The sequence below is a fragment of the Persicimonas caeni genome, from assembly GCF_006517175.1.
GTDB classification, from domain to species: Bacteria; Myxococcota_A; Bradymonadia; order Bradymonadales; family Bradymonadaceae; genus Persicimonas; species Persicimonas caeni.
The window spans coordinates 1,751,256-1,774,373 of sequence record NZ_CP041186.1 but is presented as its reverse complement, the minus strand read 5'-3'; the positions used below and the strand labels follow the sequence as shown (position 1 = coordinate 1,774,373).

Annotated in this window: 17 protein-coding genes; 5 read left to right on the top strand and 12 right to left on the bottom strand. The window is 64.0% G+C overall.

Annotation, left to right across the window (positions count from 1 at the left end; genetic code table 11):
* Positions 1-12: 12 nt before the first annotated feature.
* Complete coding sequence (locus tag FIV42_RS06570) at positions 13-1,023, bottom strand: NAD-dependent epimerase/dehydratase family protein (RefSeq protein ID WP_141196901.1); 1,011 nt, start codon at positions 1,021-1,023, stop codon at positions 13-15.
* A 106-nt stretch (positions 1,024-1,129) separates the two neighbouring features.
* Between FIV42_RS06570 and FIV42_RS06565 the strand changes: the two genes are divergently transcribed.
* A complete protein-coding gene (locus FIV42_RS06565) occupies positions 1,130-2,140 on the top strand; it encodes a zinc-dependent alcohol dehydrogenase family protein (RefSeq protein ID WP_141196900.1) in 1,011 nt (336 codons plus the stop codon).
* A 227-nt stretch (positions 2,141-2,367) separates the two neighbouring features.
* Here FIV42_RS06565 and FIV42_RS30580 read toward each other — a convergent pair whose 3' ends face one another.
* The 5 genes from FIV42_RS30580 to aceB form a co-directional block, all read right to left on the bottom strand.
* The gene (locus FIV42_RS30580; protein ID WP_141196899.1) at positions 2,368-4,188 is read right to left on the bottom strand and encodes a DUF2330 domain-containing protein; all 1,821 of its coding nucleotides are present in this window, start codon (positions 4,186-4,188) and stop codon (positions 2,368-2,370) included.
* Positions 4,189-4,298: 110 nt separating this feature from the next.
* Positions 4,299-5,273, bottom strand: a complete 975-nt coding sequence (locus tag FIV42_RS06555; protein WP_141196898.1) for a D-2-hydroxyacid dehydrogenase — start codon at positions 5,271-5,273, stop codon at positions 4,299-4,301.
* A 39-nt stretch (positions 5,274-5,312) separates the two neighbouring features.
* Positions 5,313-5,786 carry a hypothetical protein gene (locus tag FIV42_RS06550; RefSeq protein ID WP_141196897.1) on the bottom strand — a complete coding sequence of 158 codons (474 nt, stop codon included), beginning with the start codon at positions 5,784-5,786 and terminating at the stop codon, positions 5,313-5,315.
* A 307-nt stretch (positions 5,787-6,093) separates the two neighbouring features.
* Positions 6,094-7,380, bottom strand: coding sequence for an isocitrate lyase (gene aceA, locus FIV42_RS06545; protein WP_141196896.1), 1,287 nt, complete (start codon positions 7,378-7,380; stop codon positions 6,094-6,096).
* A gap of 135 nt (positions 7,381-7,515) precedes the next feature.
* A complete protein-coding gene (aceB, locus tag FIV42_RS06540) occupies positions 7,516-9,129 on the bottom strand; it encodes a malate synthase A (RefSeq protein ID WP_141196895.1) in 1,614 nt (537 codons plus the stop codon).
* A 374-nt stretch (positions 9,130-9,503) separates the two neighbouring features.
* On the opposite strand from aceB, the gene FIV42_RS06535 reads away from it, so the two are divergent.
* Positions 9,504-10,703: a metallophosphoesterase gene (locus FIV42_RS06535; protein WP_141196894.1), complete on the top strand. Its 1,200-nt coding sequence runs from the start codon at positions 9,504-9,506 to the stop codon at positions 10,701-10,703.
* A gap of 58 nt (positions 10,704-10,761) precedes the next feature.
* Positions 10,762-11,337, top strand: a complete 576-nt coding sequence (locus tag FIV42_RS06530) for a hypothetical protein (protein WP_141196893.1) — start codon at positions 10,762-10,764, stop codon at positions 11,335-11,337.
* Positions 11,338-11,339: 2 nt separating this feature from the next.
* Here FIV42_RS06530 and FIV42_RS06525 read toward each other — a convergent pair whose 3' ends face one another.
* The 4 genes from FIV42_RS06525 to FIV42_RS06510 form a co-directional block, all read right to left on the bottom strand.
* Positions 11,340-12,323, bottom strand: coding sequence for an alpha/beta hydrolase (locus FIV42_RS06525; protein ID WP_141196892.1), 984 nt, complete (start codon positions 12,321-12,323; stop codon positions 11,340-11,342).
* A gap of 8 nt (positions 12,324-12,331) precedes the next feature.
* Positions 12,332-13,444 (bottom strand): 6-phosphofructokinase, encoded by a 1,113-nt coding sequence (locus FIV42_RS06520; RefSeq protein ID WP_141196891.1) that lies wholly within the window; start codon positions 13,442-13,444, stop codon positions 12,332-12,334.
* Positions 13,445-13,555: 111 nt separating this feature from the next.
* Entirely contained in the window at positions 13,556-15,427 is a 1,872-nt protein-coding gene (locus tag FIV42_RS06515) for a hypothetical protein (RefSeq protein ID WP_141196890.1), read from the bottom strand.
* A 293-nt stretch (positions 15,428-15,720) separates the two neighbouring features.
* Positions 15,721-17,544 carry a DUF2330 domain-containing protein gene (locus tag FIV42_RS06510; RefSeq protein WP_141196889.1) on the bottom strand — a complete coding sequence of 608 codons (1,824 nt, stop codon included), beginning with the start codon at positions 17,542-17,544 and terminating at the stop codon, positions 15,721-15,723.
* A 261-nt stretch (positions 17,545-17,805) separates the two neighbouring features.
* Between FIV42_RS06510 and FIV42_RS06505 the strand changes: the two genes are divergently transcribed.
* Entirely contained in the window at positions 17,806-18,468 is a 663-nt protein-coding gene (locus tag FIV42_RS06505; RefSeq protein WP_141196888.1) for a class I SAM-dependent methyltransferase, read from the top strand.
* 33 nt (positions 18,469-18,501) lie between these two features.
* Entirely contained in the window at positions 18,502-19,338 is an 837-nt protein-coding gene (amrB, locus tag FIV42_RS06500; protein WP_141196887.1) for an AmmeMemoRadiSam system protein B, read from the top strand.
* Here amrB and FIV42_RS06495 read toward each other — a convergent pair.
* Positions 19,320-21,371, bottom strand: coding sequence for a CBS domain-containing protein (locus FIV42_RS06495; RefSeq protein WP_141196886.1), 2,052 nt, complete (start codon positions 21,369-21,371; stop codon positions 19,320-19,322). The genes amrB and FIV42_RS06495 overlap by 19 nt on opposite strands.
* Positions 21,372-21,665: 294 nt before the next feature.
* Positions 21,666-23,006: an NAD(P)/FAD-dependent oxidoreductase gene (locus FIV42_RS06490; protein WP_141196885.1), complete on the bottom strand. Its 1,341-nt coding sequence runs from the start codon at positions 23,004-23,006 to the stop codon at positions 21,666-21,668.
* Positions 23,007-23,118 lie beyond the last annotated feature (112 nt).

Here is a 23,118-nt window from a genome sequence, read left to right as displayed (position 1 = left end):
GTGAGATCTGTCTTAGGAGAGCGCGTCGAGCAGCGCTTGTTCTTGGGCGGGCGTGGGGCCCGCTTCGAGGTTTTGGCGGCGCTCGTCGGGGAGCGACTCGAACCACTCGAGGGTTCCCTCGACGGTCTCTTCGACCGAGCGCAGGGCCATGCCGGCCTTGATGGCCCGCTCGGAGCTGATCGTGAAGATGCCTCGGTGGTCGCCGCTCGGGGGCGCCCACATGGGGAAGCTCGCGGGGTCGTCCTGGGCGGCGATCACGTCCTCTGATACCCAAACGGGCTCGGCGGGATCGTCGACGATTTCGCGGCAGGTGTCGATGAGGTCGTCCATGGTGACCATGCCGTCGGGGACGACGGCGTTGAAGGTGCCGGTGGTCTCGGCGGCCAGCGTGTCGACCGTCCAGCGGGCCAGGTCGCGCACGTCGATATATTGGACCGGGTCTTTGGGCGAGCCGGGCACGGCCATCTTGCCGCCGCGCGCGGTGCGCACCGGCCAGTAGGTGAACCGGTCGGTGTGGTCGCGCGGGCCGGCGACGATGCCCGGGCGGATGATCGTGAGCCGGCCCGAGAAGTGCTCGCGGGCGGCCTCTTCGCACAGGACTTTGAGCCCGCCGTAGGTCTCGGCGGTGACCTCTTCGGTCGTCGGGTCGTCGAGGGTGGCAAGCTCGCTCTCCTCGTCGAGGCCCAGGCTGCTGAAGTCGGCGTACACCGAGATCGTCGAGATGAACGCGTAGTGGTCGACGTGGCCGTCGAGCACCTCGAGGACCTCGCGCACCGCCCGCGGGTAATACGCCGAGGTGTCGATGACCGCGTCGAACTCGCGGCCTTCGAGCGCGGCCAGGTCGCCCTCGGCGCGGTCGCCGCGCAGCTGCTCGACGTTGTCGAACAGGTCGGGGTTGCTCTTGCCGCGGTTGAACAGCGTGACGCGCCAGCCGCGACGCTTGGCCTCGTCGACCATATGCGGGCCGAGAAAGCGGGTGCCGCCCAGAATCAGTAGGCGAGGCGAGTGGCTAGAATTAGACACGTGGTTTCTCCTTGTTGTTGCGAATGAGCGTGTAGTTGGCTACCACTTCCAACACACGAGCCTCAAGACCAAACCCCCAAACCCCTAGCCCTAAACCCCTAGCCCAATGAAAGCCTACCAAATCCAAGACGACTTCGGACTCGATAACTTCAAGCAAGTCGAGCGTCCCGACCCGACCCCGGGCCCCGGCCAGGTGCTCGTGCGCATGAAGGCCGCCTCGCCGAATTTCCGCGACATCTTGATGATCGAGGGGCAATACAATCCCCGCCAACCCCTGCCGCTGATCCCGTTCTCCGACGGCGCCGGCGAGGTGGCTGAGGTCGGCGAGGGCGTCGAGCGCGTCGAGGTGGGCGACCGGGTCATGCCGATCTTCGCCCAGGACTGGATCGCCGGGGAGCCGAGCCGCGCCAGGTTCAAGAGCACGCTGGGCGGCCCGCTCGACGGGGCCATCGCCGAGTACGTGCTCGTCGACCAAAAGGGCGTGGTGCCCATCCCCGAGCACCTGAGCTTCGAGGAGGCGGCCACGCTGCCGTGCGCGGCGTTGACTGCCTGGAACGCGCTCGCCGAGCACGGCGACGTCAAAGCGGGCGACGTGGTCGTCTGCCAGGGCACCGGCGGCGTGTCGATGTTCGGGCTGCAATTCGCCCAGCTTCTGGGGGCCGAGGTGATCATGACCTCGAGCTCCAACGAGAAGCTCGAGCGCGTCGCCCAGATGGGCGCCTCGCACGGCATCAATTATCGCGACGAAGAGAAGTGGGGCAAAGTCGTGCGCAAGCTGACCGGCGGCCGCGGCGCCGACCACATCATCGAGGTGGGCGGGGCGGGCACCCTGCAGCAATCGCTCACGGCGGTGCGCTACGGCGGGCAGGTCAGCGTCATCGGGGTGTTGAGCGGGGTGGCCCAGAAGCTAAACGTCATCCCGATCCTGATGCACAATATTCGCGTGCAGGGCATCTTCGTGGGCAGCCGCGAGATGCTCGAGAATATGGTGCGCGCCATCGAGGTCAACGAGATGCGCCCGGTGGTCGACCGGGTCTTCGAGTTCGGCGAGGCGAGGGAGGCGTTGGAGTATATGAAGGCGGGCAAGCACTTTGGGAAGGTGGTGGTGAGGATTTGAGATTGGGGTTGGGATCCCTTGCTTGTTGGCAGGGCCCCTCCGTCGGCTCAGCTACGCTTCGCCGACACCTCCCCGCGGCCTGAACAACGGCCCGGGGAGGGGGATTGCTCCTCTGAACCCGGGCCGCTGCCTGCAATCCCCCTCCCCAGCGCGCTTTCCAGCGCAAGGGGAGGTGCCTCGCGCAGTTTGCGAGGCGGTGGGGCCCGCTCAAAAAGCAGGGGATTACTTTACCCAACCTCTCTCCTTCGCAACCTCGCCACTCCCAGCAACAGCGCCACAGCCAACGCACCCCCGACAGGCACGCCCGTGCCCGTCGCAGAGCAGCCGCTATCGCTGTCGCCGCCCGCGCCCGCGCCGGCATCGCTAGCGGCGCCGACATCACCTCCTGCCGCATCGCCGCCATTGTCCACCTCGCCCGGGTCGAGCGAGACCGTGGCGTTGTGCTCGGCGATGGTGGTCGCGATCGAGTCGGTGTTGTCCTCGATGGTGTCGCCGCTGCCGGTGTTGTGCTCTTGGCGCACCTGGCGGTTGGCCGGCAGGCCGTCGTCGGCGCTCAGCGGCCAACTCGCCCCTTGGCCGTGGACCTCTTCGCCGCTGGGGAGCACGGCTTTCCAGGGAGCTTCGCGGACGGTGACCGCCTGGGAGCAGTAAATCGTGCGGTCGGCGACGTGCTGGTTGCTCACATTGCCGAGGGTGTCGTTGAAGTCGAAGACCGGGTCGAGGGTCATGTCGCCGGCCGACATGGTGGTGTACATGCGGGTGATGTAGGGGCGCGAGTCGACGAGCGCCTCGGTCTCCTGCATCGGGGTGATGACGTGCTCTTCGACCGCGCTCAAGAAGGCGTCGGGGCTGAAGCCGTCGATCTGGGCGGGCAGCGTGCCGAAGCCCGCGTCCGAGCCGCCGGAGCTTCCGTTAAAGACGCAGCTCGGGCAGTTCAGAAAGTCTTGGGTCGTCGAGCCAGACGGCAGCGGCACGGTCTCGTCGACGACGAGGTTGAAGCCGTCGAAGGTGCCGTAGCTGCGCAGCACCTCCATGATGAGCTCGCCGTGGTCGTCCTGCCACTGGCTCGGGTCGTTGATGTTGCTCCAGTTGACGAACTCCCCGTCGGAGAAGATGACGCCGTCGACGTTGGTCGCCCCGTCGGCATACTCGGTCACGAAGCCCTGGCCGTTGGCCTCGTTGGCGGCCTGGGTGACCACGTCGTCGTAGTTCGAGGTGGGGTTGAACCAGTTGATGAGCGCGTCGTTGAGCACCAGCGAGCGGTAGTTGCTGGCGATGGCGCGCGACTCGCCCAGGACCCACACCAGCACGCCCATGTCGTCGTTGGCGGCCACGGCGGTCAGCTTGATGGGGATCATCGGCAGCTCGGCCGGGTAGGTGAGCTTAACCGGGCGAATATCGCCGGCGTCCTTCGACTTGGTCAGCTTGAAGGCGATGATATTCATGCCGTCTTCGAGGTACGGCCGAATGAGGTCGGCGCCGATATTGGTCACGTCGTAGTTGTTCTGCGTGAGCCAATCGATGGCCGCCTGGGCTGGGTCGGACGTCCCCGAGTCGACCGAAATCGTGGTGTAGTTGTAGGGGCCGACGGCGCCCTGGTTGACCACGGTCACGCCGCCGCCACCGCCGCCGGCGCCGGCATCAGCGCTCGTTCCGGCGTCGACGCCGCCGCCGGCGTTGTCCCAATCGGGCTGAGCGCAGTCACCCTCGATGGTCGTATTGAGCCGGTAGGTCGGCGCGGTGGCGTTTTGCAGCCGCTGGAAGGCGGCGTTCGACGACACGCTCACCTCGGGCGAGCCGCTAACCGGCAGCAGCCAGGCAAATTCGCTGGCCGGGCCCTGATACATGATCTGGACCACGGCGCTGACGGTGCCGTCGGTGTTCTGCGAGAAGATGATCCGCTCGGCCTGCTGGTTGACCGGCTGCTGCGAGTTGCAGAAGAAGCCGCCACAGGCTTCGGCGGTCTGCGGTGCGGCGGCTGTGATGCCTGCGAACGCGCAGGCGGTCATGGCGCAAATCGCCAGGCGGTTTCGAATATTCAGCGGCATCGGTTTCCCCGGAAAAGTCAGTGAATTTCAGAAATCGGGGGCAGTGTAACAAGGGGGAAGGGCCGATTCAAAAAGTGATGCCTTACTTGGCGGGGCGAGCAAATTGTAATCTACTGAGCGTTCACCACGTTTCGCGGCTCACCGGCCAGGAACGCCTCGACGTTGTCGGCGGTCATGCGCATCAGCCGGCGGCGCGCCTCGACGCTCGCCCACGCCATATGAGGCGTGATGATGCAGTTGGGCGCGTCGAGCAGAGGGTTGGCGTCGACGATGGGCTCTCGGTCGACGACGTCGACGGCTGCGCCGGCGAGTTCGCCTGTGCGAAGGGCGTCGGCGAGCGCTTCTTGGTCGACGAGGGCGCCGCGGGCGGTGTTGACCAAAAAGGCGCTCTCTTTCATCGAGGCGAGCAGGTCTGCGTCGACCATACGCTCGGTCTTGTCAGTGAGCGGGCAGTGCAGGCTGACGACGTCGCTCGTGGCGAAGAGCTCGTTGGTATCGAGCCAGGAGAAATCGTCGTAGGGCAGGGCGTCTTTCTGGCTTCGAGAGGAGCCGACCACCCGCATGCCGAACGCGTGGCCCATTTGGGCGACGCGCCGGCCGATCTTGCCCAGGCCGACGATGCCGAGCGTCTTGCCGGCGAGTTCGACGACCGGCTTTCGCCAGAAGCAAAAGTCGCCGCTCTCTTGCCAAGCGCCCTTGCGCACCGCTGCGTGGTGCAGCGCGACGTGATTCGTGAGCTCCAAAATCAGCGCAAACGTGTGTTGGGCGACCGAGTCGGTGCCGTACTCGGGGACGTTCGACACCGGGATGCCGCGCTCCTTGGCGGCCTCGACGTCGACGACGTCGTAGCCGGTGGCGAGCACCGAGATGAACGCGAGCCGGTCGAGCTGGTCGATGAGTTCGCCGGAGACCGGCGTCTTGTTGGTCAGCAGGATATCGGCGTGGCGCGCACGCTCGAGGACTTGGTCGTCGGGGGTGCGGTCGTAGACGGTGAGGTCGGCGAGTGCTTCGACCGGCGACCAGGGGACGTCGCCGGGGTTGAGGGTGTAGCCGTCGAGTACAACGATGTTGGGTCGTTTCTTCATGGGCCCAACAAACCCAAAAGCGCCGTTGGCGTCAACCGGTCAGCGAACCAAATGCTCGCGAATCTTGGGGTTGAGCGCCAGCGCGGTGATCAGGATGCCGAGCATGCCGTAGATGGCCTGCAGCGGAGGCTCGACGTGATAGCCGATGATGGCGATCTCGACGCCAATCCAGATCGTGAGGCCGAGGCCCACCGCCAATGTCGCCAGAAACGCCCATTTGACCCGGTAGTAGAGAGCGACGGCGACGACGGTCGGAAAGACGCCCAGCACAGCAAACAGGATGACGCCGGGAACCATGTAGTCGGCAAAGGGAGAGCCGGCCAACCACGCCTGCGGGATGCCCAGCGGGGCGCCTGTCGGGTTGAGCATCAGCCCCAGGCCGCCGGCGATGCCGCTGATCGCTTGGAAGGCGACGAGGGTCATCAGTGTGTAGAGCGACCAGGGCGGTGCCTCGGTCGCGCTTTGGGAGTGACCGTCGAAGTGGACGTGTCGAGTCGAAGATGTGGCGCTCATGAGAATCTCCTGGAGTCGGACGTCGTGACTCGCTGGTCTTTGCATGCACAACTGATACCAGTCGCGCACCCCTCCGAGCGGTGGTGCACGCCGTGATTGCACCGTTTTCGGCGCGCAAGATTTGCGAGAATCGCGCGGTTTGGCGAAGGTTTTGCGCGGGGTTTCGAGGCTCGAGAGGCTCGCTACGACACCCTGCTGTCCGGCGTCACAAAACGCGAAAAGCCCCGCCGGCGTGAACCGGCGGGGCTTTTCGTCAAGGTGCGCGAGCGCCTTCCCTGGCGCCCGCGCGTCACTGAGCCATGTCAGTTCAATCGAACTGCTCCTCCTCAGTCGAACCTTTGAGGGCCACCGTCTCGCTTTCGCCGCCGGTCACCGTCATCTGAACTTCGTCGAAGTAGCCGGCGCCCACGAAGCTCTGGTGCTTGATGGCGCGGTACTTGTCGGATTTTTCGAGCTCGAACTCCTTCTGCTGGAGCTGCGAGTAAGCGGCCATGCCGCGCTCTTTGTAGTCGAGCGCCAGCTCGAACATTGCCGTGTTCAGGGCGTGGAAGCCCGACAGGGTGACGAACTGGAGCACGTAGCCCAAGTCGCCGAGCTGGTCCTGGAAGGTGCGGATGGTTTTGTCATCCAAGTGACGCTTCCAGTTGAACGACGGCGAGCAGTTGTAGGCGAGCATCTTGTTGGGATACTTCTCGTGGATCGCCTGGGCGAACTCACGCGCCTCGCCGACATCCGGCGTCTTGGTCTCGCACCACAGCAGGTCGGCGTAAGGGGCGTAGGCCAGCGCACGCTCGATGGCGTACTCGAGGCCGCCGTCCACCCGATAGAAGCCCTCGGAGGTGCGGTCGCCGGTGATGAACTTCTCGTCGAGCGGGTCGACGTTGTTGGTCAGCAGGTCAGCCGAGTCGGCGTCGGTGCGGGCGACCAGAAGCGTGGGAACACCACACACGTCGGAGGCGAGGCGAGCCGCGACGAGCTTGTTGCGGAACTCACTTGCCGGCACGAGCACCTTGCCGCCCATGTGGCCACATTTCTTGGCCGAGGCGAGCTGGTCTTCGAAGTGCACACCTGCGGCGCCTGAGGCGATCATCGCCTTCATCAGTTCGAAGGCGTTGAGGTTGCCGCCAAAGCCGGCTTCGGCGTCGGCCACGATGGGGGCAAACCAATCGGTTTCGCCACCGCCGTTGAGCGACTCGATCTGGTCGGAGCGCTGCAGGGCCTTGTTGATGCGACTGACAAGTTTGGGGACGCTGTCGACCGGGTAGAGGCTCTGGTCGGGGTACATTTCACCGGCGGTGTTGGCGTCGCCGGCGGTTTGCCAACCGCTGACGTAGACTGCTTTGAGGCCGGCCTGGACCTCCTGAACCGCCTGGTTGCCGGTCAGCGCGCTGAGCGCTCGCACCGGGGCCTCATTCTTGAAGCGGTGCCACAATTTTTCGGCACCGATTTTTGCCAGCGTATGCTCGATTTGGACCGAGCCACGCAGCTTGACTACTTGCTCACCGCCGTAGGGGCGTTTGATGCCCTCCCAACGCGGGTCGCTGCTCCACTGTTCTTCGAGTTCCTGGGCGGAAGCTCCTTGATGCTTCGTCATCAGTCTCTCCTTGGTCGACACACGTGCTCCCACACGCGAGCCTGAACATGAGTTTCAAACATCCGGTCATACAAAAGCCGGTGTTATCGGCGCGCCCGAAGGCGCGCACGATTTGCTGCCTCGGTGCGCCTCGACTCAATCCAAGTGGTCGTAGGCGATGAGCGTCAGGAAGTCGATAAACTCGTCTTCCAAGCTCAAGCGATCGAAGAGCTTGCGGGCAAGCTCGAACCGCTCCGGGTCGTAATACTCGCCCCAAAGTTCCTCGATTTTCTCGAGTTCTTCGGGGACGATCTCCTTGTAGAGCTCGGCGGTGACTTCCCGTCCGTCGCTCAATCGAGCGTCGGGGTGGTGGATCCACTGCCAAACTTGTGAGCGGGAGATTTCGGCGGTCGCTGCATCCTCCATCAGGTTGTAGATGGCCGCCGCCCCCTGGCCGCCAAGCCACGAGGCGATGTACTGGATGCCCACGTTGATGTTCAGACGCAGACCCTCTTCGGTGATCTGGCCACCTTCGATGTCGGTGTTCAGAAGGTCGGCGGCCGACGCGGTCACGTCTTCGCGCATCACGTCTTTTTGGTGCGGGCGGCCTTCGAGCTTTTTGTCGAAGGGCGCGCGAGCGACCGGGACGAGGTCGGGGTGGGCCACCCAGGTGCCGTCATAGCCCTGGCTGACTTCGCGCTCCTTGTCTTCTTTGACTTTGCGGAACGCCTTTTTGTTGACCTCTTCGTCCTTGCGACTGGGGATGAACGAGGCCATGCCGCCGATGGCGTGGGCGCCGCGCTTGTGGCACGTCTTGACCAGAAGCTCGGCATACGCCTTCATGAACGGCACGCCCATGGTGACTTGCGCGCGGTCGGGGAGCAGAAAGTCGCCGTCGTTACGAAACTTCTTGATGACGCTGAAGATATAGTCCCAACGCCCGGCATTGTGGCCGGCGGCGTGCTCTTTGATCTCGTACAGGATCTCGTCCATCTCGAAGGCGGCCAGGATATTCTCGATGAGAACGGTCGCCTTGATGGTGCCGCGGTCGATGCCCACAGCGTCCTGGGCGTGGCAGAACACGTCGTTCCACAGCCGCGCCTCGAGGTGGCTCTCGAGCTTGGGCAGGTAGAAGTACGGGCCGGTGCCGTTGTCCAGTAGCGCCTGAGCGTTGTGGAAGAAGTACAGGCCGAAGTCGAACAGCGAGGCGCTGATCGGCTCGCCGTCGACGGTCACGTGCTTTTCGACCAGGTGCCAGCCGCGCGGACGCACCAGCAGAGTCGCTGGGTTGTCTTCGAGCTTGTAGACTTTGTCTTTGGTCGGGTGGTCGTACTCGATGTCGCCGCGCACCGCATCGCGCAGGTTGCGCTGACCCAGCACGTTGTTGTCCCAGGTCGGCGAGTTCGAGTCCTCGAAGTCGGCCATGAAGACGTCGGCGCCCGAGTTGAGCGCATTGATGACCATCTTACGGTCGACCGGGCCGGTGATCTCGACGTTGCGTTTTTGCAGATCTTCGGGGATGGGGCCGACTTTCCAGTCGCCCTCGCGAATTTCGCGGGTCGATTCCAAAAAGTCAGGCTGCTCGCCCTGTTGGATGCGAGCGTCGCGCTCGTCGCGCTTCTCGAGAAGCTCGAGCCGCCGCGAGTTGAATTCGCGCTGGAGCGTGGCGACAAACTCGAGCGCCTCTTGGGTTAGTATCTCGGCGTGAGCGTCGGTCACCTCGGCGGTGACCTGGACGCCCTCCGGAAGTTCAAGGGTGGTATTACTCATTGGACACGAGCTCCTGCAAATTGGGCAATTAGCGTGATGAGTCGTAATGAATCAGCAATCCACAAACCGGGCCCGACTGCACAATGACGCGCTGCGTCAAAGCCCGTACAGAGGAACAAATACACGAAGGCCCCCGGTTGTGTAAAGGGAGCGACTGAATCGCGATTCAGTCACTTCTACATCCGGGCCCCACGGCTGCGCTTCGCTAATTTGGACACGAATGACATCGGGGCAAATCTGCAGTGTAACGATGCGGGGTCTGGACGCATCTCATAGAGTTGAAACGTGTGTTGCCGGAAGGATACGGTTTTCGTAAGCAGGGGGCAACTGCGTGGGCCGTGGTGGTTTGGGCGTTGGTCCGATAAGGTGAGCTTATGTGGCGGATGATCATTTTTGGAACGGTGGCGAGTCTGATCTGGGGCGGCGCGCATGTATATGCGGGCTGGAGCCTCGCGCGCTTTTTGCGATCGAAGAAGGCAAAACGCGTGCTCTGGGGACTGCTGGCAGCGAGCTTCGCGGTGACCTTGGCGGCCTCCATTTTGAGGCGCACCGCGCCGGAGATGGCGATGGCCGGGGTCTTACAGTGGGTGGCCTATCTGGCGATGGGCTCGTTCGCGCTGCTGCTCTTTTTGGTGGTCGCGCGTGACTTGGGGCTGCTGACCTTCGGCGCCATGCGCCGCTGGGTGATACCGCCGGCCGCGAGTCGAGCCACGTCGGATGACGGCCCCGAAGATCCGAGCCGCCGCGAACTGTTTCGCCACACGGTCAACGCGAGCATCGTCGGCGTGGCCGCGTCGGGCACCGGGCTGGGCTACCACGAAGCGCGAAAACTCGCCGAGGTCGTCGAGGTCGACGTGGCCGTCGAGGGGCTGGCGCCCCAGCTCGACGGGCTGCGTATCGCCCAGATCAGCGACATCCACGTGGGCCCGACCATCAAGCGCGACTACCTGCAAGCGGTGGTCGACCGCGTCAACGGCCTCGAGCCCGACCTCATCGCCCTGACCGGCGACATGGTCGACGGCTATGTCGACGATATGCGAAACGACGTCGCGCCCATCCGCGACCTACAGGCCCCGCTGGGCGCGTATTTCGTGCCCGGCAACCACGAGTATTATTGGGACGGGCCCGCCTGGTGCGACGAGGTGGAGCGCTGCGGGATGCAGCCGCTGATCAACTCGCATCGAGTGGTCGAGGTCGACGGGGCGCGACTTCTGGTCGGCGGAGTGACCGATTACCGCGCCGGCGCGCGCGTCGACGGTCACACCTCCGATCCGCACAAGGCGCTCGAGGGCGCTCCCGAGGCGGACTTTCGGCTGCTTCTGGCCCACCAACCCAAGAGCGTCTGGGAGGCGGCCAAGGCAGGCTTCGACCTGCAGCTTTCGGGGCACACTCACGGCGGGCAGTTCTGGCCGTGGAGCCTCTTTGTGGGGCTCGCGCACCCGTTTACCCGCGGGCTGAACGACTACGAGGACATGAAGATCTACGTCAGCCGCGGCACCGGCTACTGGGGGCCGCCGCTTCGCCTCGGCGTGCCCTCGGAGATCACGCTTTTGACGCTGCGCCGAAAGACTTGAACCGGGCCGGGCGGTTCACACGTTACTCGTGCACCTGATTTTTTCCCACGAGGTACCTATGGGCATGCGCCGCTTTTTCACCATTTCGACTCTCCTGCTCACCGCCGGGCTGACCGCCTGCGCGACCTCTCCCGACACCGGCGACGACGAGCGCTATGCCCGACGCGGTCCACCCCAGTGCTCCGAGCAGGACCTGTCGGCCTTCAACATGAATATCCGCACCTGCGTGCAGCCGTTCGGGCCGACGACGCTGCCCGAGGAGGCGCGCTTTCGCAATCCGTACGTCGTCACGGTGGTCAACACTCCCGCGGGGACCTTTTCGAACCCCACCGCCTGGACCGTCGAGGTGCGCCGCGACGGCGAGCTCATCGTCGAGCGTGCGTTCACCGAGACCGAGGCGGCCATCGAGCGCGAGAGTTCGTTTGTGGAGTTTCGCTCGGCGGTTCCGCTGACCGAGGAGGGCGAGCTCGAGCCGGGAACCTACGAGATTCGCTATCGCGACGAGCAGGGTGAGGATATCGGCACCACCACCATCGAGGTGCCGCCGGCCGACGGGGAGGCGCCCGCCGACGAAGAGGTCGACGTGCCGCCCGAGCCCGAGATCAACACACCGTCGGGGACGATGGGCAACTGAGCTCAGCGGCCTACGTGCTCCTCGAGAAACGCGAATTTCTGCCGCCAACATTTACGCGCTTGTGGACGCCATACGAGCGCGTGAAATGCGTGGATTTCACCCGGGTAGTAGTGGCTCGAATGGGGAGCGCCGAGCGCGTCGAGCGCGCGGGCCAGGCGGCGGGTGTCGTCGAGCAAGATGTCTTTGGTGCCCACCGGCAAAAAGAAGGCGGGCAACTGGCGCGTCGGTGAGTCCCCGCGCTCGAAGTGGAGCAGGGGATCGGCAAAGTCGAGGATCGGCGAGCCGTCGATCCGGTCGGGCGGCAGGTAGTTGTGTGAGACTTCTTCGAGGCGGTCACGCACGAACCAGTTGACCCGGTCCTGAGCGGTGTAGCGCTCGACGTCGGAGACCTGCAGCATGCCGCAGGCCGGCGCGGTCACCGTCGGGGTCACCCCGGTCTCGAAGACGCTGCGCGCCCACGGCTCGTCGCGCTCGTAATGCGCCGCGATCGTCAGCCCGCATACCAGATTCCCGCCGGCAGATTCTCCCGCCAACACGACTCGGTCGAGGTCACCATCGAAGCTGTGCGCGTTTTCGACCACCCACCGGTAGGCCCGACAGGCGTCCTCGATGGCGGCCGGAAAGGGGTGGCGCGGGGCGAGTCGGTAGTTGATGTTGAAGACCAGATAGCCCCGCTTGGCAAATTGTAGCGCCATGCCAAAGTGGGTGTCCTTCGACAGGATGCGAAAGCCGCCGCCATGCACGTACAACACGATTGGGCGCGGCCCGTCGAAGTCTTGGGGGACGAACACGTCGAGGTGATGAGCCGCATCGCCGCTGTGGTGGTAGGGCACGTCGGTGAGCACGCGCACGCCGTGCTCTTCGGGATCATTGCGTGGGTCGAGCTTTCCGACGACCGACAGACCGCGAAAGAAATTGTCGACCACGAGCGCGCCGGCGCCCTTCCGGAGTCGTTCTGATAGCGGCAGCTTTGATGTGATGCCCATAAGCGATACTAGCTGATTTTCTTGTAGTCTTGGATCTGCGACGGGTCGAGCTTCATGCCGGGCACGCCCAGCGAGGTGCCCACCGAGAACGCGGCCAAAATGCCCATGGCGTCTTCGGGCACCGTGCGCGTCTTGTTGGCGACCTTCTCGAGTTCGACGCTCGTCAGGTGCTGGTCACGCAGCGCGACCATGCGTCCGTATTGCTCTTTGGCGACCAGCGAGGCGGCCATCGCCCCGAAGTTCGTCGCCAGGATGCGGTCGAAGGCCGTCGGCGAGCCGCCGCGTTGAATATGGCCGAGCACGACGGTGCGGATTTCGCTGTCGACCATCGGCTTGAGCTCCTCCTTGAGCCAGTTGGCGATGCCGCCCAGGCGGATGGGATCGGGGCTCTCCTCGATGCGTTCTTTGACGACCATGTCGCCCTCGGCGGTCTTGGCGCCCTCGGCGACACAGACGATCGTAAAGCGCTGGCGGTCGGCGCGCTCTTTGACCACGCGGGCGACCTCCTCGACGCTGAACGGAAGCTCGGGCAACAAGATGACGTCGGCGCCGCCGGCGATGCCTGCGTGCAGGGCGATCCAGCCGGCATAGCGACCCATCGTCTCCAGGATCATCACCCGCTTGTGGCTCTGGCCAGTGGTCTGCAGCCGGTCGATGGCGTCGGTGGCGATGGACACGGCGGTGTCGAAGCCAAAGGTGCGGTCGGTGGCGACGATGTCGTTGTCGATCGTCTTGGGCACGCCCACGATGTTCATGCCCATCTCTTGGAGTCGGTGGCAGATCGACATGGTGCCGTCACCGCCCAGGGCCACGATGGCGTCGAGGTCGAGCTCCTCGTAGTACTCCATGACCTCGTCGGAGACGTCCTCGCCGTCACGCTCGAAGTACGAAAAGGGATTGGCCTTATTGTGGGTGCCCAGCACGGTGCCGCCGCGGGCGAGGATGCCGCTGACATCCTTGTAGCTCAGCTCGCGGGTTCGTCGTTCGATGAGACCCAAAAAGCCTTCTTCGATGCCGATGACCTCGGCGTCGCATTGGAGCATCAAGCTCTTGGCTACCGAACGAATAACCGCGTTGAGGCCCGGGCAATCACCACCGCCGGTGAGGATTCCGACTCGCATAGACTTTCTCCACCAAAGTTCAAATCAACAAGCAGGTGGGACGAACCTAGGGCCGGGGAAGGGGAGTGTAAAGGGGAAGCCTCGCGAGGCGAGGCCTCCCCGGAAAGAGGGTTATTCGGGAATCACGCAATACCCGAATCCGCACACCAGACCACTGCAGCAGTCGGTATCGTCGGAACAGGTCTCCGCCGAGCCGGCGCAGGTGCTGGTGTCCTCGCCGCAGGTGAAGGTGTTCGGGTCGCAGAAGGTCGAGCAGCAATCGGTGTTCGCCGTGCAGCTCTGGCCGTTGGACAGGCAGGCGGTGCCGCACACGTTGTTGCTGTTGCACACGCCCGAGCAGCACTCGCTTCCGCGGGTGCAGGCCTGGCCGTTTTCGGTGCACTGGTCGACCGGGCGGTCGGCGCACTGGTTGCTCGTCGGGTCGCAGTAGCTCGAGCAGCACTCCGAGTCGGTCGAGCAGCTATTGCCGTTCGACAGGCAGCTGGCGCACTGGTCGGTGTTCGGGTCGCAGAAGGCCGAGCAGCACTCGGCGTCGCCGGTGCAGCTCTGGCCGTCGGCCACGCAGGCGTCGGGTCCGCAGACGCCGTCGGCGTTGCAGTTGCCGCCGCAACATTCGCCGTCGGTGGTGCAAGCGCCGCCGCGGTCGGTGCAGCTCGAGCCAGAGCAGACAAGGTCGCCGTTGGCGTCAGGGGCGCACAGGCCGCTGCAGCACTGCTCACCGAAGGCGCACGATTGGCCGTCGCCGATGCATTGGTCGGGGGTGGGGCCGTAGCAACGCTCGATGCCGAGGACGGTGGCCTGACACGAAGTCTGGCCGCCGCAGCAGTCGTGGGTGCCCGAGAAGCGGCTGTCGCAGACTTCGCCGGCGGGTTTGGGGCCCTGGACGAGGCCGCAGCGGCCGTAATCGGTGCCGTCGACCGTGGTGAAGATGTTGCAGGTGGCCACGTCGTTCTCTTGGCCGGTGCCCGGGCAGCCGCCGGCGTTGCTGCAGCACTGGCTATCGGTGGTGCACAGTTCGCCGTAGGGGCGACAGCCGCCCAGATATTGGCAGCTCTTGAAGCCGGTGCCGTCGCCGATGCACGAGTACGAGCAGCAATCGGAGGGGTTCTCGCAGGCCTCGCCGACCATGCGGCAGCTGACGATGCCCACGCCGCTGAGCTTGCGGCAGTAGCCGTTGTCGCACTGTTGGTTGCAGCAGTCGCTGTCCTCGCCGCAAACCTCACCTTCGGTCTGGCAGAGTCCGCCGGTGATGCAACGGTTCTCGCCGTCGGTGCCGAACGGCTCGCAGGCCTTCGAGCAGCAGCCGGCGTCGTCGGCGCATTTTTCGCCGGCGGTCAGGCACTGGGGGCCGGCCTGGCAGGTGCCGTCTGCGCCACAAGCGTTGCTGCAGCAGTCCGAGTCGGCCGAGCAACTCTCGCCGGCCGAGGTGCACACGCTGCCGGAGTCACAGCTTCCATTCGTGCAGCTGAGCGAGCAGCAATCGGCCGCGGTCGAGCATGAGTCGCCTTCGAAACCGCAGCCGCCCACGCCCGACAGGCACACGCCGCTGTCGCTGCAGCGACCCGAGCAGCACGACGCGCCGCTCACGCACGACTCACCAGCGGGGTCGCAGGTGCCCGGGGTGACCGAGCAGATGCCGTTGGCGTTGCAGATGTCCGAGCAGCAATCGGCGTTGTCGGTGCAGCTGGTGCCGTTGAGGCCGCAGCCGCCGCCCGAGTCCGTTTGGCCGGTGTCGTTTTGTCCGCCGTCGGTTTGGTCGGTGTCGTCGTCGGAGGTGTCGGTGCTCGTGTCCTGGCTGCTGCCATCTTGGGCGACATCGCCGGCCGAGTCTGTGGCGTCGGTCGGGCTGGTGTCACCCCCGTCGGTGTCGGTGATGGGATTCTTGTCGCTCGGGGCTTCGTCTTCACACCCACAGCCGGCAAACGATCCGATGACGATGGCAAAGAGCACCATCATCGACACACGAAGAAATCTCGAGAACATCAGCTACTCCCGTCGACACAACGGCTCCGCTCGACGATGTCGAATACGGAGCGAGTCAGAAAATTGTGGTCCCAGTAAAGGTTCTGTGACCAGTATGCTGAAAAATCGTCGGAAGAGCAACTTTGGGTAGAAGTTTGTCTGCAGACGTGGTGTATACAGAAAAGAAAACTTGAGGAATGGGGTTGAGGCGGGGGAGGGGAGGTGAAAAGCATGGGGTTGTGTCGCCTCCGCCCGCCTCATGTTACGAGGCACGGGACGGGCGGGGCGACAAAGATGTTACGCCTTGCTCTTCTCTACTCTTCTCGTCGACGCACTCGAATCAGCAACAATCCAAACGCGCCAAACATCAGCGCCAGCGACATGTTGCGCGCCAGAGAGACCGACGCGGGGTGGGCGGTCTGGCAGCCGCCACCGGAGAACTCGTCGGTGACGCGTTGGTTATGGCGCTCGATGAAGCTGTCGATCTCGGGGGCGTTGTCGACGACCACTTCACCGTCGCCGGAGTTGCGGTCCTGGACGATGGCGCGGGTCGCGGGCATGTCCTCGCTGGAGACGGGCCAAGTGCTACCCGAGCCGAAGACGATGTCGCCCTGGGGCAGCTCGACGCGCCAGGGCGCCTCGTTGCGGGTGTAGTCCTCGTCACCGCATTCGATGATGCGCTCGGCGACGTGGGCGTTGGAGTGGTCCCCCAGGCTGTCATTGAAGTCGAAGACCGGATCGAGGGTCATGTCGCCGGCCGACATCGTGGTGTAGAGCCTGGTAATGTAGGGGCGAGAGGTGACCAGCTCCTGAGTTTCGATCATCGGCTTGATGACGTTGAGCTCGAGCTGGGTGATGAACGTTTGCGGATCGAAGTTGTCGATCTCGCCGTCTTCGCCGCCCATCTCGCTTTGGTAGCAACTGGGGCACTGTGCGAACTCTTCGGTGGTCAAACGCGAGGGCACCGGCACGGTCGCCTCAAGGACTTCGAGGTAGCCGTCGAAGGCGGCGTAGCGCGACGACTGCTGGAGGAGGCCGAATTCGTTGCCGGTCCAGTCGGTGTTCTTGATTCGATCTTCCCAAAAACGCTCTTCGTTCTCGCTGAAGATTACATCGGCGAGGTCTTGACCGTTAGAGAATTGGTTGGGCGGCGGCAGCGTGCGGTCGGTCGGCCAGGCCAGCTCGGTGACGAAACCCTGGCCGCCGGCTTCGTCGGCCGCGCGGTTGATGATGTCGTTGTAGTTGTTGTTGGGGTTGAACCAGTCGATGGCCGCCTCGTTGAGGCGAAGCGACTTGTAGTTCGACGGGATGGCGCGCTCATCGGAGAGCACCCACACCATCACGCCCATGTCGTCGTTGGCGGCCACGGCGGTGAGCTTGATGGGGATCATCGGAAGCTCGGCGTCGTAGGTGATGCGCACCGGGCGGATATCGCCGGTGTCGGCATTCTTCGACAGCCGGAAGGCCAACAGGTTCATGCCGTCTTCGAGGTACGGCGTGATCGTCTGCTCGCCCAGAGCGCTGACGTCGTAGTTGTTCTGTTCGAGCCAATCGAGGGCGACCTGGGTGGGATTCTCGTTGCCCGGGTCGACCGAGATGGTGGTGTAGTCGTAGGGGCCTACGTGACCGCTGTTGACGACGGTCACGCCGTCGTCTTCGGGATTCCGGTTCGCGTTGTTCATACCGCCCGCCTCGGCGGTGGCGTCGTCCGAGCCGAAGAAGCCGCCGCCGCGGGTGTCACAGGTGCCCTCGACGGTCGTGTTCATCCGGTACGATGGGTTCGTCGCCGTCTGCAATCGGTCGAATGCCGCGGTCGACGAGACGCTCACATCGGGCTCACCAGGCACCGGCAAGACCCATGCGAACTTCTCGCTGGGGCCCTGGTACATGATCTGGACGAGCGCGGTGACGGTATCGTCGGCGTTGTCGCTAAAGATGATGCGTTCGGCAGCCTGGTTGACCGGCTGCTGATTGTTGCAGAACAGCCCACCGCAGGCTTGCGCGCTGGGCGAGTAGGCGGTGATCCCGGCTGCCATCATGCTCGCGCATGCAGCGGCCGCCACCAGGTGGCGTGAGGTCTTCGGCTTCATCATCTTGGGTCCCCTGTCGGCAAAAATGTAGTCGAGCATCGTCAGCATAAAGCATGTTGTCGTATTACGTCGAGTTGGAGATGCAGCATGTGTGCCAGCCGCGGGTACAGCTCCAAGGAGCCCGTCGAGGCGCCTGTTAGAGCCGATCGGAGCATTTCTGCTCCGGGCTTGGGTGACACGGGCGTCGTGCGGGGTCTCAGATTTTTGAGGGGCAGCGGGGGTAGGTAGTTGCAAAGCTCCACACAAGTGCTAACACTCCCAAGACCCCAAACCCCAAGACCCCAAGACCCCAAAACCACAAAACCACCCATGTCCGCCAAAACTCTACAACTCGACGACGCCCTCCACGATTACCTGTTGTCCGTCTCCGTGCACGAAAGCGCGCCCTTCCGCGAGCTTCGCGAAGAGACCGCCAAGATGGAGTACGCCAACATGCAGACCTCGCCCGAGCAGGGCCAGTTCATGCGCCTGTTGGCCGAGCTGGTCGGCGCCAAGCGCACCATCGAGGTGGGCACGTTCACCGGCTACAGCGCGATGTGTGTGGCCTCGGTGCTCCCGGACGTCGGCGAACTCGTGGCGTGTGATATCAGCGAAGAGTGGGTCGATATCGGCCGCAAGTATTGGGAGCAGGCAGGCGTCGCCGACAAGATCGACGTGCGCATCGCCCCGGCGCTCGAGACCCTCGATGGGCTCATCGAGGACGGGCAGGGCGGCTCGTTCGACTTCGCCTATATCGACGCCGACAAAGAAAATTACATCGCCTATTACGAGCGTTGCCTCGAACTGGTGCGTGTCGGCGGACTCATCGGCGTCGACAATACGCTGTGGGGCGGAAGCGTCATCGACGCGTCCGACCAGGAAGAGAGCACGGTCGCCATCCGCGAGTTCAACGCCCATGTGGCCGACGACGAGCGCGTCACCGTCAGCCTCGTGCCCATTGGTGATGGGCTGACGTTGGCCAGAAAGCGCTAGACTAAAAGACACGAGCCCACCCAAGGCGAGACGATGGGATTTTTCGACAAGCTTTTCGGGCGCAATGACTTGACGCTTCGCGAGCCCCAATTTGCCGGCATGCTCTATCCGGCCGGCAAAGCTGAGCTGCGAGCAGCGATCGAGCGTCTGCTGTCGGGGGCCGAGGCAGGCGACGAGGCCCCGCGCGCGCTCATCGTGCCTCACGCCGAGTTTGATTTCGCCGGCGAGGTCATGGCGCGGGCGTGGGCTCGGGTGGCCGGTGCCGAGGGCATCGAGCGCATCGTGCTCCTCGGCTCGTCGCGCCTGGTGCCTTTTCGCGGCTTGGCGGTCACCGGCTACGACGGCTTCGATACACCGATGGGCCCGGTGGTCTCCGACCGCGAGGCGGTCGAGTCCATCGCGCGCCTCGAGCAGGTGCGCGCCATCGAGCCGGCCTTCGACCCCGAGGAGTCGATCGAAGCGCAGCTTCCCTTCGTGCGTCAGGTTTTGAAAAAGACAATGATCGTGCCGGTGCTGGTGGGGGATGCGACCGACGAAGAGGTCGCCGAGGTGCTCTCGACGTTTGTCGATGATCCGGCAACGCTCATCGTCATCTGCGCCAATATGAGCCACGACGTCGAGCCCGAGCAGGCCCACACGCTCGATGCCCAGACACAAGCGGCCATCGAGACGCTTGTGCCCGAGTCAATCAGTCGCGAGCACAGCGCCGGTCGCGTCGCCATTCGTGGGTTGTTGCGTGTGGCGAACGAGGCAGGGTGGAAGGCAACGACTCTCGCGCGAAGCACGTCCGCGGATGCTGCAGTGACAGACGCCGTAACCGGTCCGGTGACCGGCTACGGCGCGTTCGCGTTTTATTCTCCCGGTGGCTGAACCGGGCGTTCGTTATGCTCGACCTCGTCGACGCCGCCGTCCGATAGCTCCGACAATTCTTCGGTGAGTTCTTGGTCGTGGCCGTTGCCACGCCCCTCTCCACGCCCGTCGCCGTTTTGAGCACGCGCGGCGAGGCGCTCCTCGAGCAAGTCACGGGCGATGGCCATGAAATCACGCTCGGTGACCATGCCGACGAGCTTGCCGTCGTCGACGACCGGCAGCGACGAGATGGTGTGCTCGCGCATCAGCTGGATCGCCTCGATGGTCGTCGTCTCGGGGGTGACGGTGATCAGGTCCGTGGTCATGATGTCACGCACCGGAATCGACGAGTCCTCCGAGGGGACGCCCTTGGCCAAGAGCCGCAAGAAGGCGCGACGGGTCACCAGACCCACCAGGCGGTGGTCGTTATCCTCGACGGGCACGTGGCGCACGTGCTTCCACTCCATGACCGCGGCGACCATGTCGATGATTTCATCTTCGTTGACCGTGAACAGGTCGGTCGACATGTACTGGCCCACATACTGGTAGTGATCCTCCCAGGACGCCTCTTCGGGAGTGCAGGCGTACTGCCACTCGTGGCCCAGGATGCCCTGGCGCTGGTTTTCGACCAGCGTCTTGGTCAGCGCGGTGAGCCGCTCGGCGATGCTGTTGGTCTCCTCCATCGAGTTGAACGAGTCGAGCATCCAATCGGCGCCGGTCTGCTCGACGCGCACTCGCCTCTCGATGATGCCCAGATAGCGGGCGATGTCGTCTTCGTCGACGCCGCTTCGCCGAAGGCCGGTCTCGGCCAAGGGTAGCAATTTGTCGAGCACCAGATTCGGGGTGTGCTCGCGCTCGCCGTCGACCCAGGTCATCGAGCCGGCCAGGCCGTGGCGGGCCGCCGAGAAGAAGTTGTTCTTGGCCTCGACGAACTCCAGGTGCTCGGTGATGTCGCCATACTTGGCGACGAGGCCGCTCATCAGGCCGAACCAGAACGCAGCGTTGGCGACTTCGTCGGCGGGGGTGGGACCCGACGGCAGCACGCGATTTTCGATGCGCAGGTGCGGCTTGCCGTCCGAGATGCCGTAACAGGCGCGGTTCCACCGGTAGACGGTGCCCGTGTGCAGACGAAGCGCCGACAGCTTCGGCGCGCGACCTGCTTCGATGGCTTCGAAGGGGTCTTCGGCTTCGCCGCCGCTAAAGAGCAGGCGGAAGCGCGAGATGTCGTCGCGGTAAATCTCGAGGACGGAATCCTCGATCCACTTGTGGCCGAAGCTCACCCGCGGTTGCATCTCACGCATGTGAGTGCCCGGCGAGCGTGTGTCGACCGACTGCTGGAACAGCGCGATGCGCGTCTCTTTCCAAAGCCGCTTGCCGAAGAGCATCGGCGAGTTGGTCGCCACCGCCAGCACCGGGCCGGCGACGGCCTGGGCGATATTATACAGGCGGGCAAACTCGTCCGGGGCGACCTGGAAGTGGACCTGGAAGCTGGTGTTGCACGCCTCCAGCATCACATTGTCGTGCTGGACGATGAACTCGTCGATGCCCTTGATATGGAAGTCGTAGGCTTTGCCGCGCAGCGCGGTCATCGAGTTGTTCAGCGCCTTGTAGCGCGGCATCGGCGTCATATTCGCCATGCCCAGGTCCGACTTTTTCATCGTCGGCAAGATGCCGGTCAGCGCGATGTCGGCGCCGAATTTGCCGGCGGCCCGACGCGCTTTGTCGACCGCATCGGTCAATTGGCGCTCGAGCTTGCTTAGGCAATCGCCGCCAAACTCGTTCGGTTTGGCGTTGAACTCGATGTTGAATAGGCCGAGTTCGGTCGTGAACTGCTCGTCGTCGAGCTCCTCGAGAATCTCGAGGGAGCGGGTTGCCGGGCGATAATGCTCGTCGACCAGGAACATCTCCTGCTCGGCGCCGATGCGCCGAATCCCGGTCTCGAACATCCCATCTTCGAGCATTTGCTCGAGCGCGCGAACATCACGGAGCAGCCGACGCATAAAGCGTCGACGCTCTTCTTCGCTGGCTCGATCATTGACGTTCTGTTGACCCATCGCTGCTAGCCTCTGCGGGGGTACATCGAGCTACTACTTTGAATAAGCACGAAGTTCACTCTAGCCCAGAATCAGGCTATGTGCCACTCAATCCCTCATATGCCGCGTTGTGAGGGGCTTTAAGCATAATCGCGAAATTTTCGCAAGCACGCCCGGATGGGTGCCAACGCCTCGTGGAGGCCTCTACGTGGCGATGAAAAGCGAGTTTCGGAGAGTTTGCCGGTGTTCTCGCCGGTGAGCAGCGAGAGGAATTGGCTTCGCGCTCGATGGCTCGATGGAATCGCTCCGCAGAACCTACTGCGCCGTGCTGTGTTGATGCGCCGACTCGACGCCGGGGAAGGCCAACTCTTCGGGATGATCGTGCTCCGGCTCCCCGATGATGATGCGCGAGCCGCGCTTGAAGGCGAGGTACGAGTAAGCCCACTCGATGAGCACCACGACGCGGTTTTTGAAGCCGACGAGGTACATCAGGTGCACGAAGAGCCATAGGACCCAGGCGAAGAACCCCACGGCCTTGATCTTGCCGAAGTCGACCACCGCCGCGGCGCGGCCGATCGTCGACATCTGGCCCTTGTCGAAATACTTGAACGGCTCGTAGTCGTCTCCGCGCACGCGCCGCAGGATATTCTTGGCGGCGTGTTTGCCCATCTGGATGGCTACTGGGGCGAGGCCGGGCAGCGCTTCGTCCAGATCGTGGGTGAAGTTGGCAGCGTCGCCGACCACGAAGACGTGTGGGTCGTCAGGCAGCGTCAGGTTGGCGTCGATGCGCGCGCGGCCCATGCGGTCGAGTTCGGTGTCGAGCGTGTTCATCACCGAGCCAGTCGCCACGCCGGCGGCCCAGATGACCGTGTGCGTGCGGATGGTCTCGTCGCCCACGGTGACCGTGTTTTCGCCGATATCGTCGACCGGCGAGTTGACCATTACTTCGACACCGCGGCGCTCGACTTCCTTGCGCGCCTTCTCGGAGAGCTCCTCGGGGTAGGTCGGAAGCACGTGAGGCTGCGCGTCGATGAGCACGACGCGGGTGTCTTCAGGGTCGATGGTGCGAAAGTCGCGGCGCATCACCTCGGCGGCGATCTCGCGAATGGCGCCGGCCATTTCCACGCCGGTGGGCCCGGCGCCGATGATGACGAAGGTGAGACACTCGCTCCTCTCGTCCGGGTCGTTGGCCTGCTCGGCCATCTCGAAGGACGTAAGGATTTTGCGCCGAAGTTCGAGGGCGTCTTCGACGGTTTTGAGCGGCGTGGAGTTCTTCTCCCAAGAGTCGGGGCCGAAATACTTGGTCTCGGCGCCTGTAGCGACGATCAGAAAATCGTAGGGGAGTTCGCCACGCTCCAGAATGACCTTTTTGTTCTGGCGGTCGACCGCGCGCACCTCGTTCATGACGACGCGCGTATTCTTGTATTTGCCGAGCACCGCGCGCACCGGCATCGAGATGTCGCTCGGGTCGAGACCGGCGGTGGCGACCTGGTAGAGCAGGGGTTGGAAGAGGTGGTAGTTGTTGCGGTCGACGATAAAGACGTCGACGTCCTTCTTGGCGAGCTTGCGCGCGGCGTTGAGCCCCGCGAAGCCCGCCCCGAGGATGACCACCCGTGGGCGGTCGGATGCAACGATGTCGTGCTGCGACGAAGCCATGGGTGCGCCTCACGTGCTCAGAAAACGACTTTAGTCGTGAGAGTCACCCGAATGTTATGCACGCTTCAAGAATTGAAAGTGTGGTGCAGGATTGCAGGCGTTTCAACTCTGG

Coding starts and splice junctions, on each gene's coding strand:
- amrB (WP_141196887.1), top strand. CDS start 18,502: ATGGGATTTTTCGACAAGCTTTTCGGGCGCAATGACTTGACGCTTCGC.
- FIV42_RS06490 (WP_141196885.1), bottom strand. CDS start 23,006: ATGGCTTCGTCGCAGCACGACATCGTTGCATCCGACCGCCCACGGGTG.
- FIV42_RS06530 (WP_141196893.1), top strand. CDS start 10,762: ATGGGCATGCGCCGCTTTTTCACCATTTCGACTCTCCTGCTCACCGCC.
- FIV42_RS06525 (WP_141196892.1), bottom strand. CDS start 12,323: ATGGGCATCACATCAAAGCTGCCGCTATCAGAACGACTCCGGAAGGGC.
- FIV42_RS30580 (WP_141196899.1), bottom strand. CDS start 4,188: ATGCCGCTGAATATTCGAAACCGCCTGGCGATTTGCGCCATGACCGCC.
- FIV42_RS06510 (WP_141196889.1), bottom strand. CDS start 17,544: ATGCTGACGATGCTCGACTACATTTTTGCCGACAGGGGACCCAAGATG.
- FIV42_RS06520 (WP_141196891.1), bottom strand. CDS start 13,444: ATGCGAGTCGGAATCCTCACCGGCGGTGGTGATTGCCCGGGCCTCAAC.
- aceA (WP_141196896.1), bottom strand. CDS start 7,380: ATGACGAAGCATCAAGGAGCTTCCGCCCAGGAACTCGAAGAACAGTGG.
- FIV42_RS06565 (WP_141196900.1), top strand. CDS start 1,130: ATGAAAGCCTACCAAATCCAAGACGACTTCGGACTCGATAACTTCAAG.
- FIV42_RS06550 (WP_141196897.1), bottom strand. CDS start 5,786: ATGAGCGCCACATCTTCGACTCGACACGTCCACTTCGACGGTCACTCC.
- FIV42_RS06495 (WP_141196886.1), bottom strand. CDS start 21,371: ATGGGTCAACAGAACGTCAATGATCGAGCCAGCGAAGAAGAGCGTCGA.
- FIV42_RS06515 (WP_141196890.1), bottom strand. CDS start 15,427: ATGTTCTCGAGATTTCTTCGTGTGTCGATGATGGTGCTCTTTGCCATC.
- FIV42_RS06555 (WP_141196898.1), bottom strand. CDS start 5,273: ATGAAGAAACGACCCAACATCGTTGTACTCGACGGCTACACCCTCAAC.
- FIV42_RS06505 (WP_141196888.1), top strand. CDS start 17,806: ATGTCCGCCAAAACTCTACAACTCGACGACGCCCTCCACGATTACCTG.
- FIV42_RS06535 (WP_141196894.1), top strand. CDS start 9,504: ATGTGGCGGATGATCATTTTTGGAACGGTGGCGAGTCTGATCTGGGGC.
- aceB (WP_141196895.1), bottom strand. CDS start 9,129: ATGAGTAATACCACCCTTGAACTTCCGGAGGGCGTCCAGGTCACCGCC.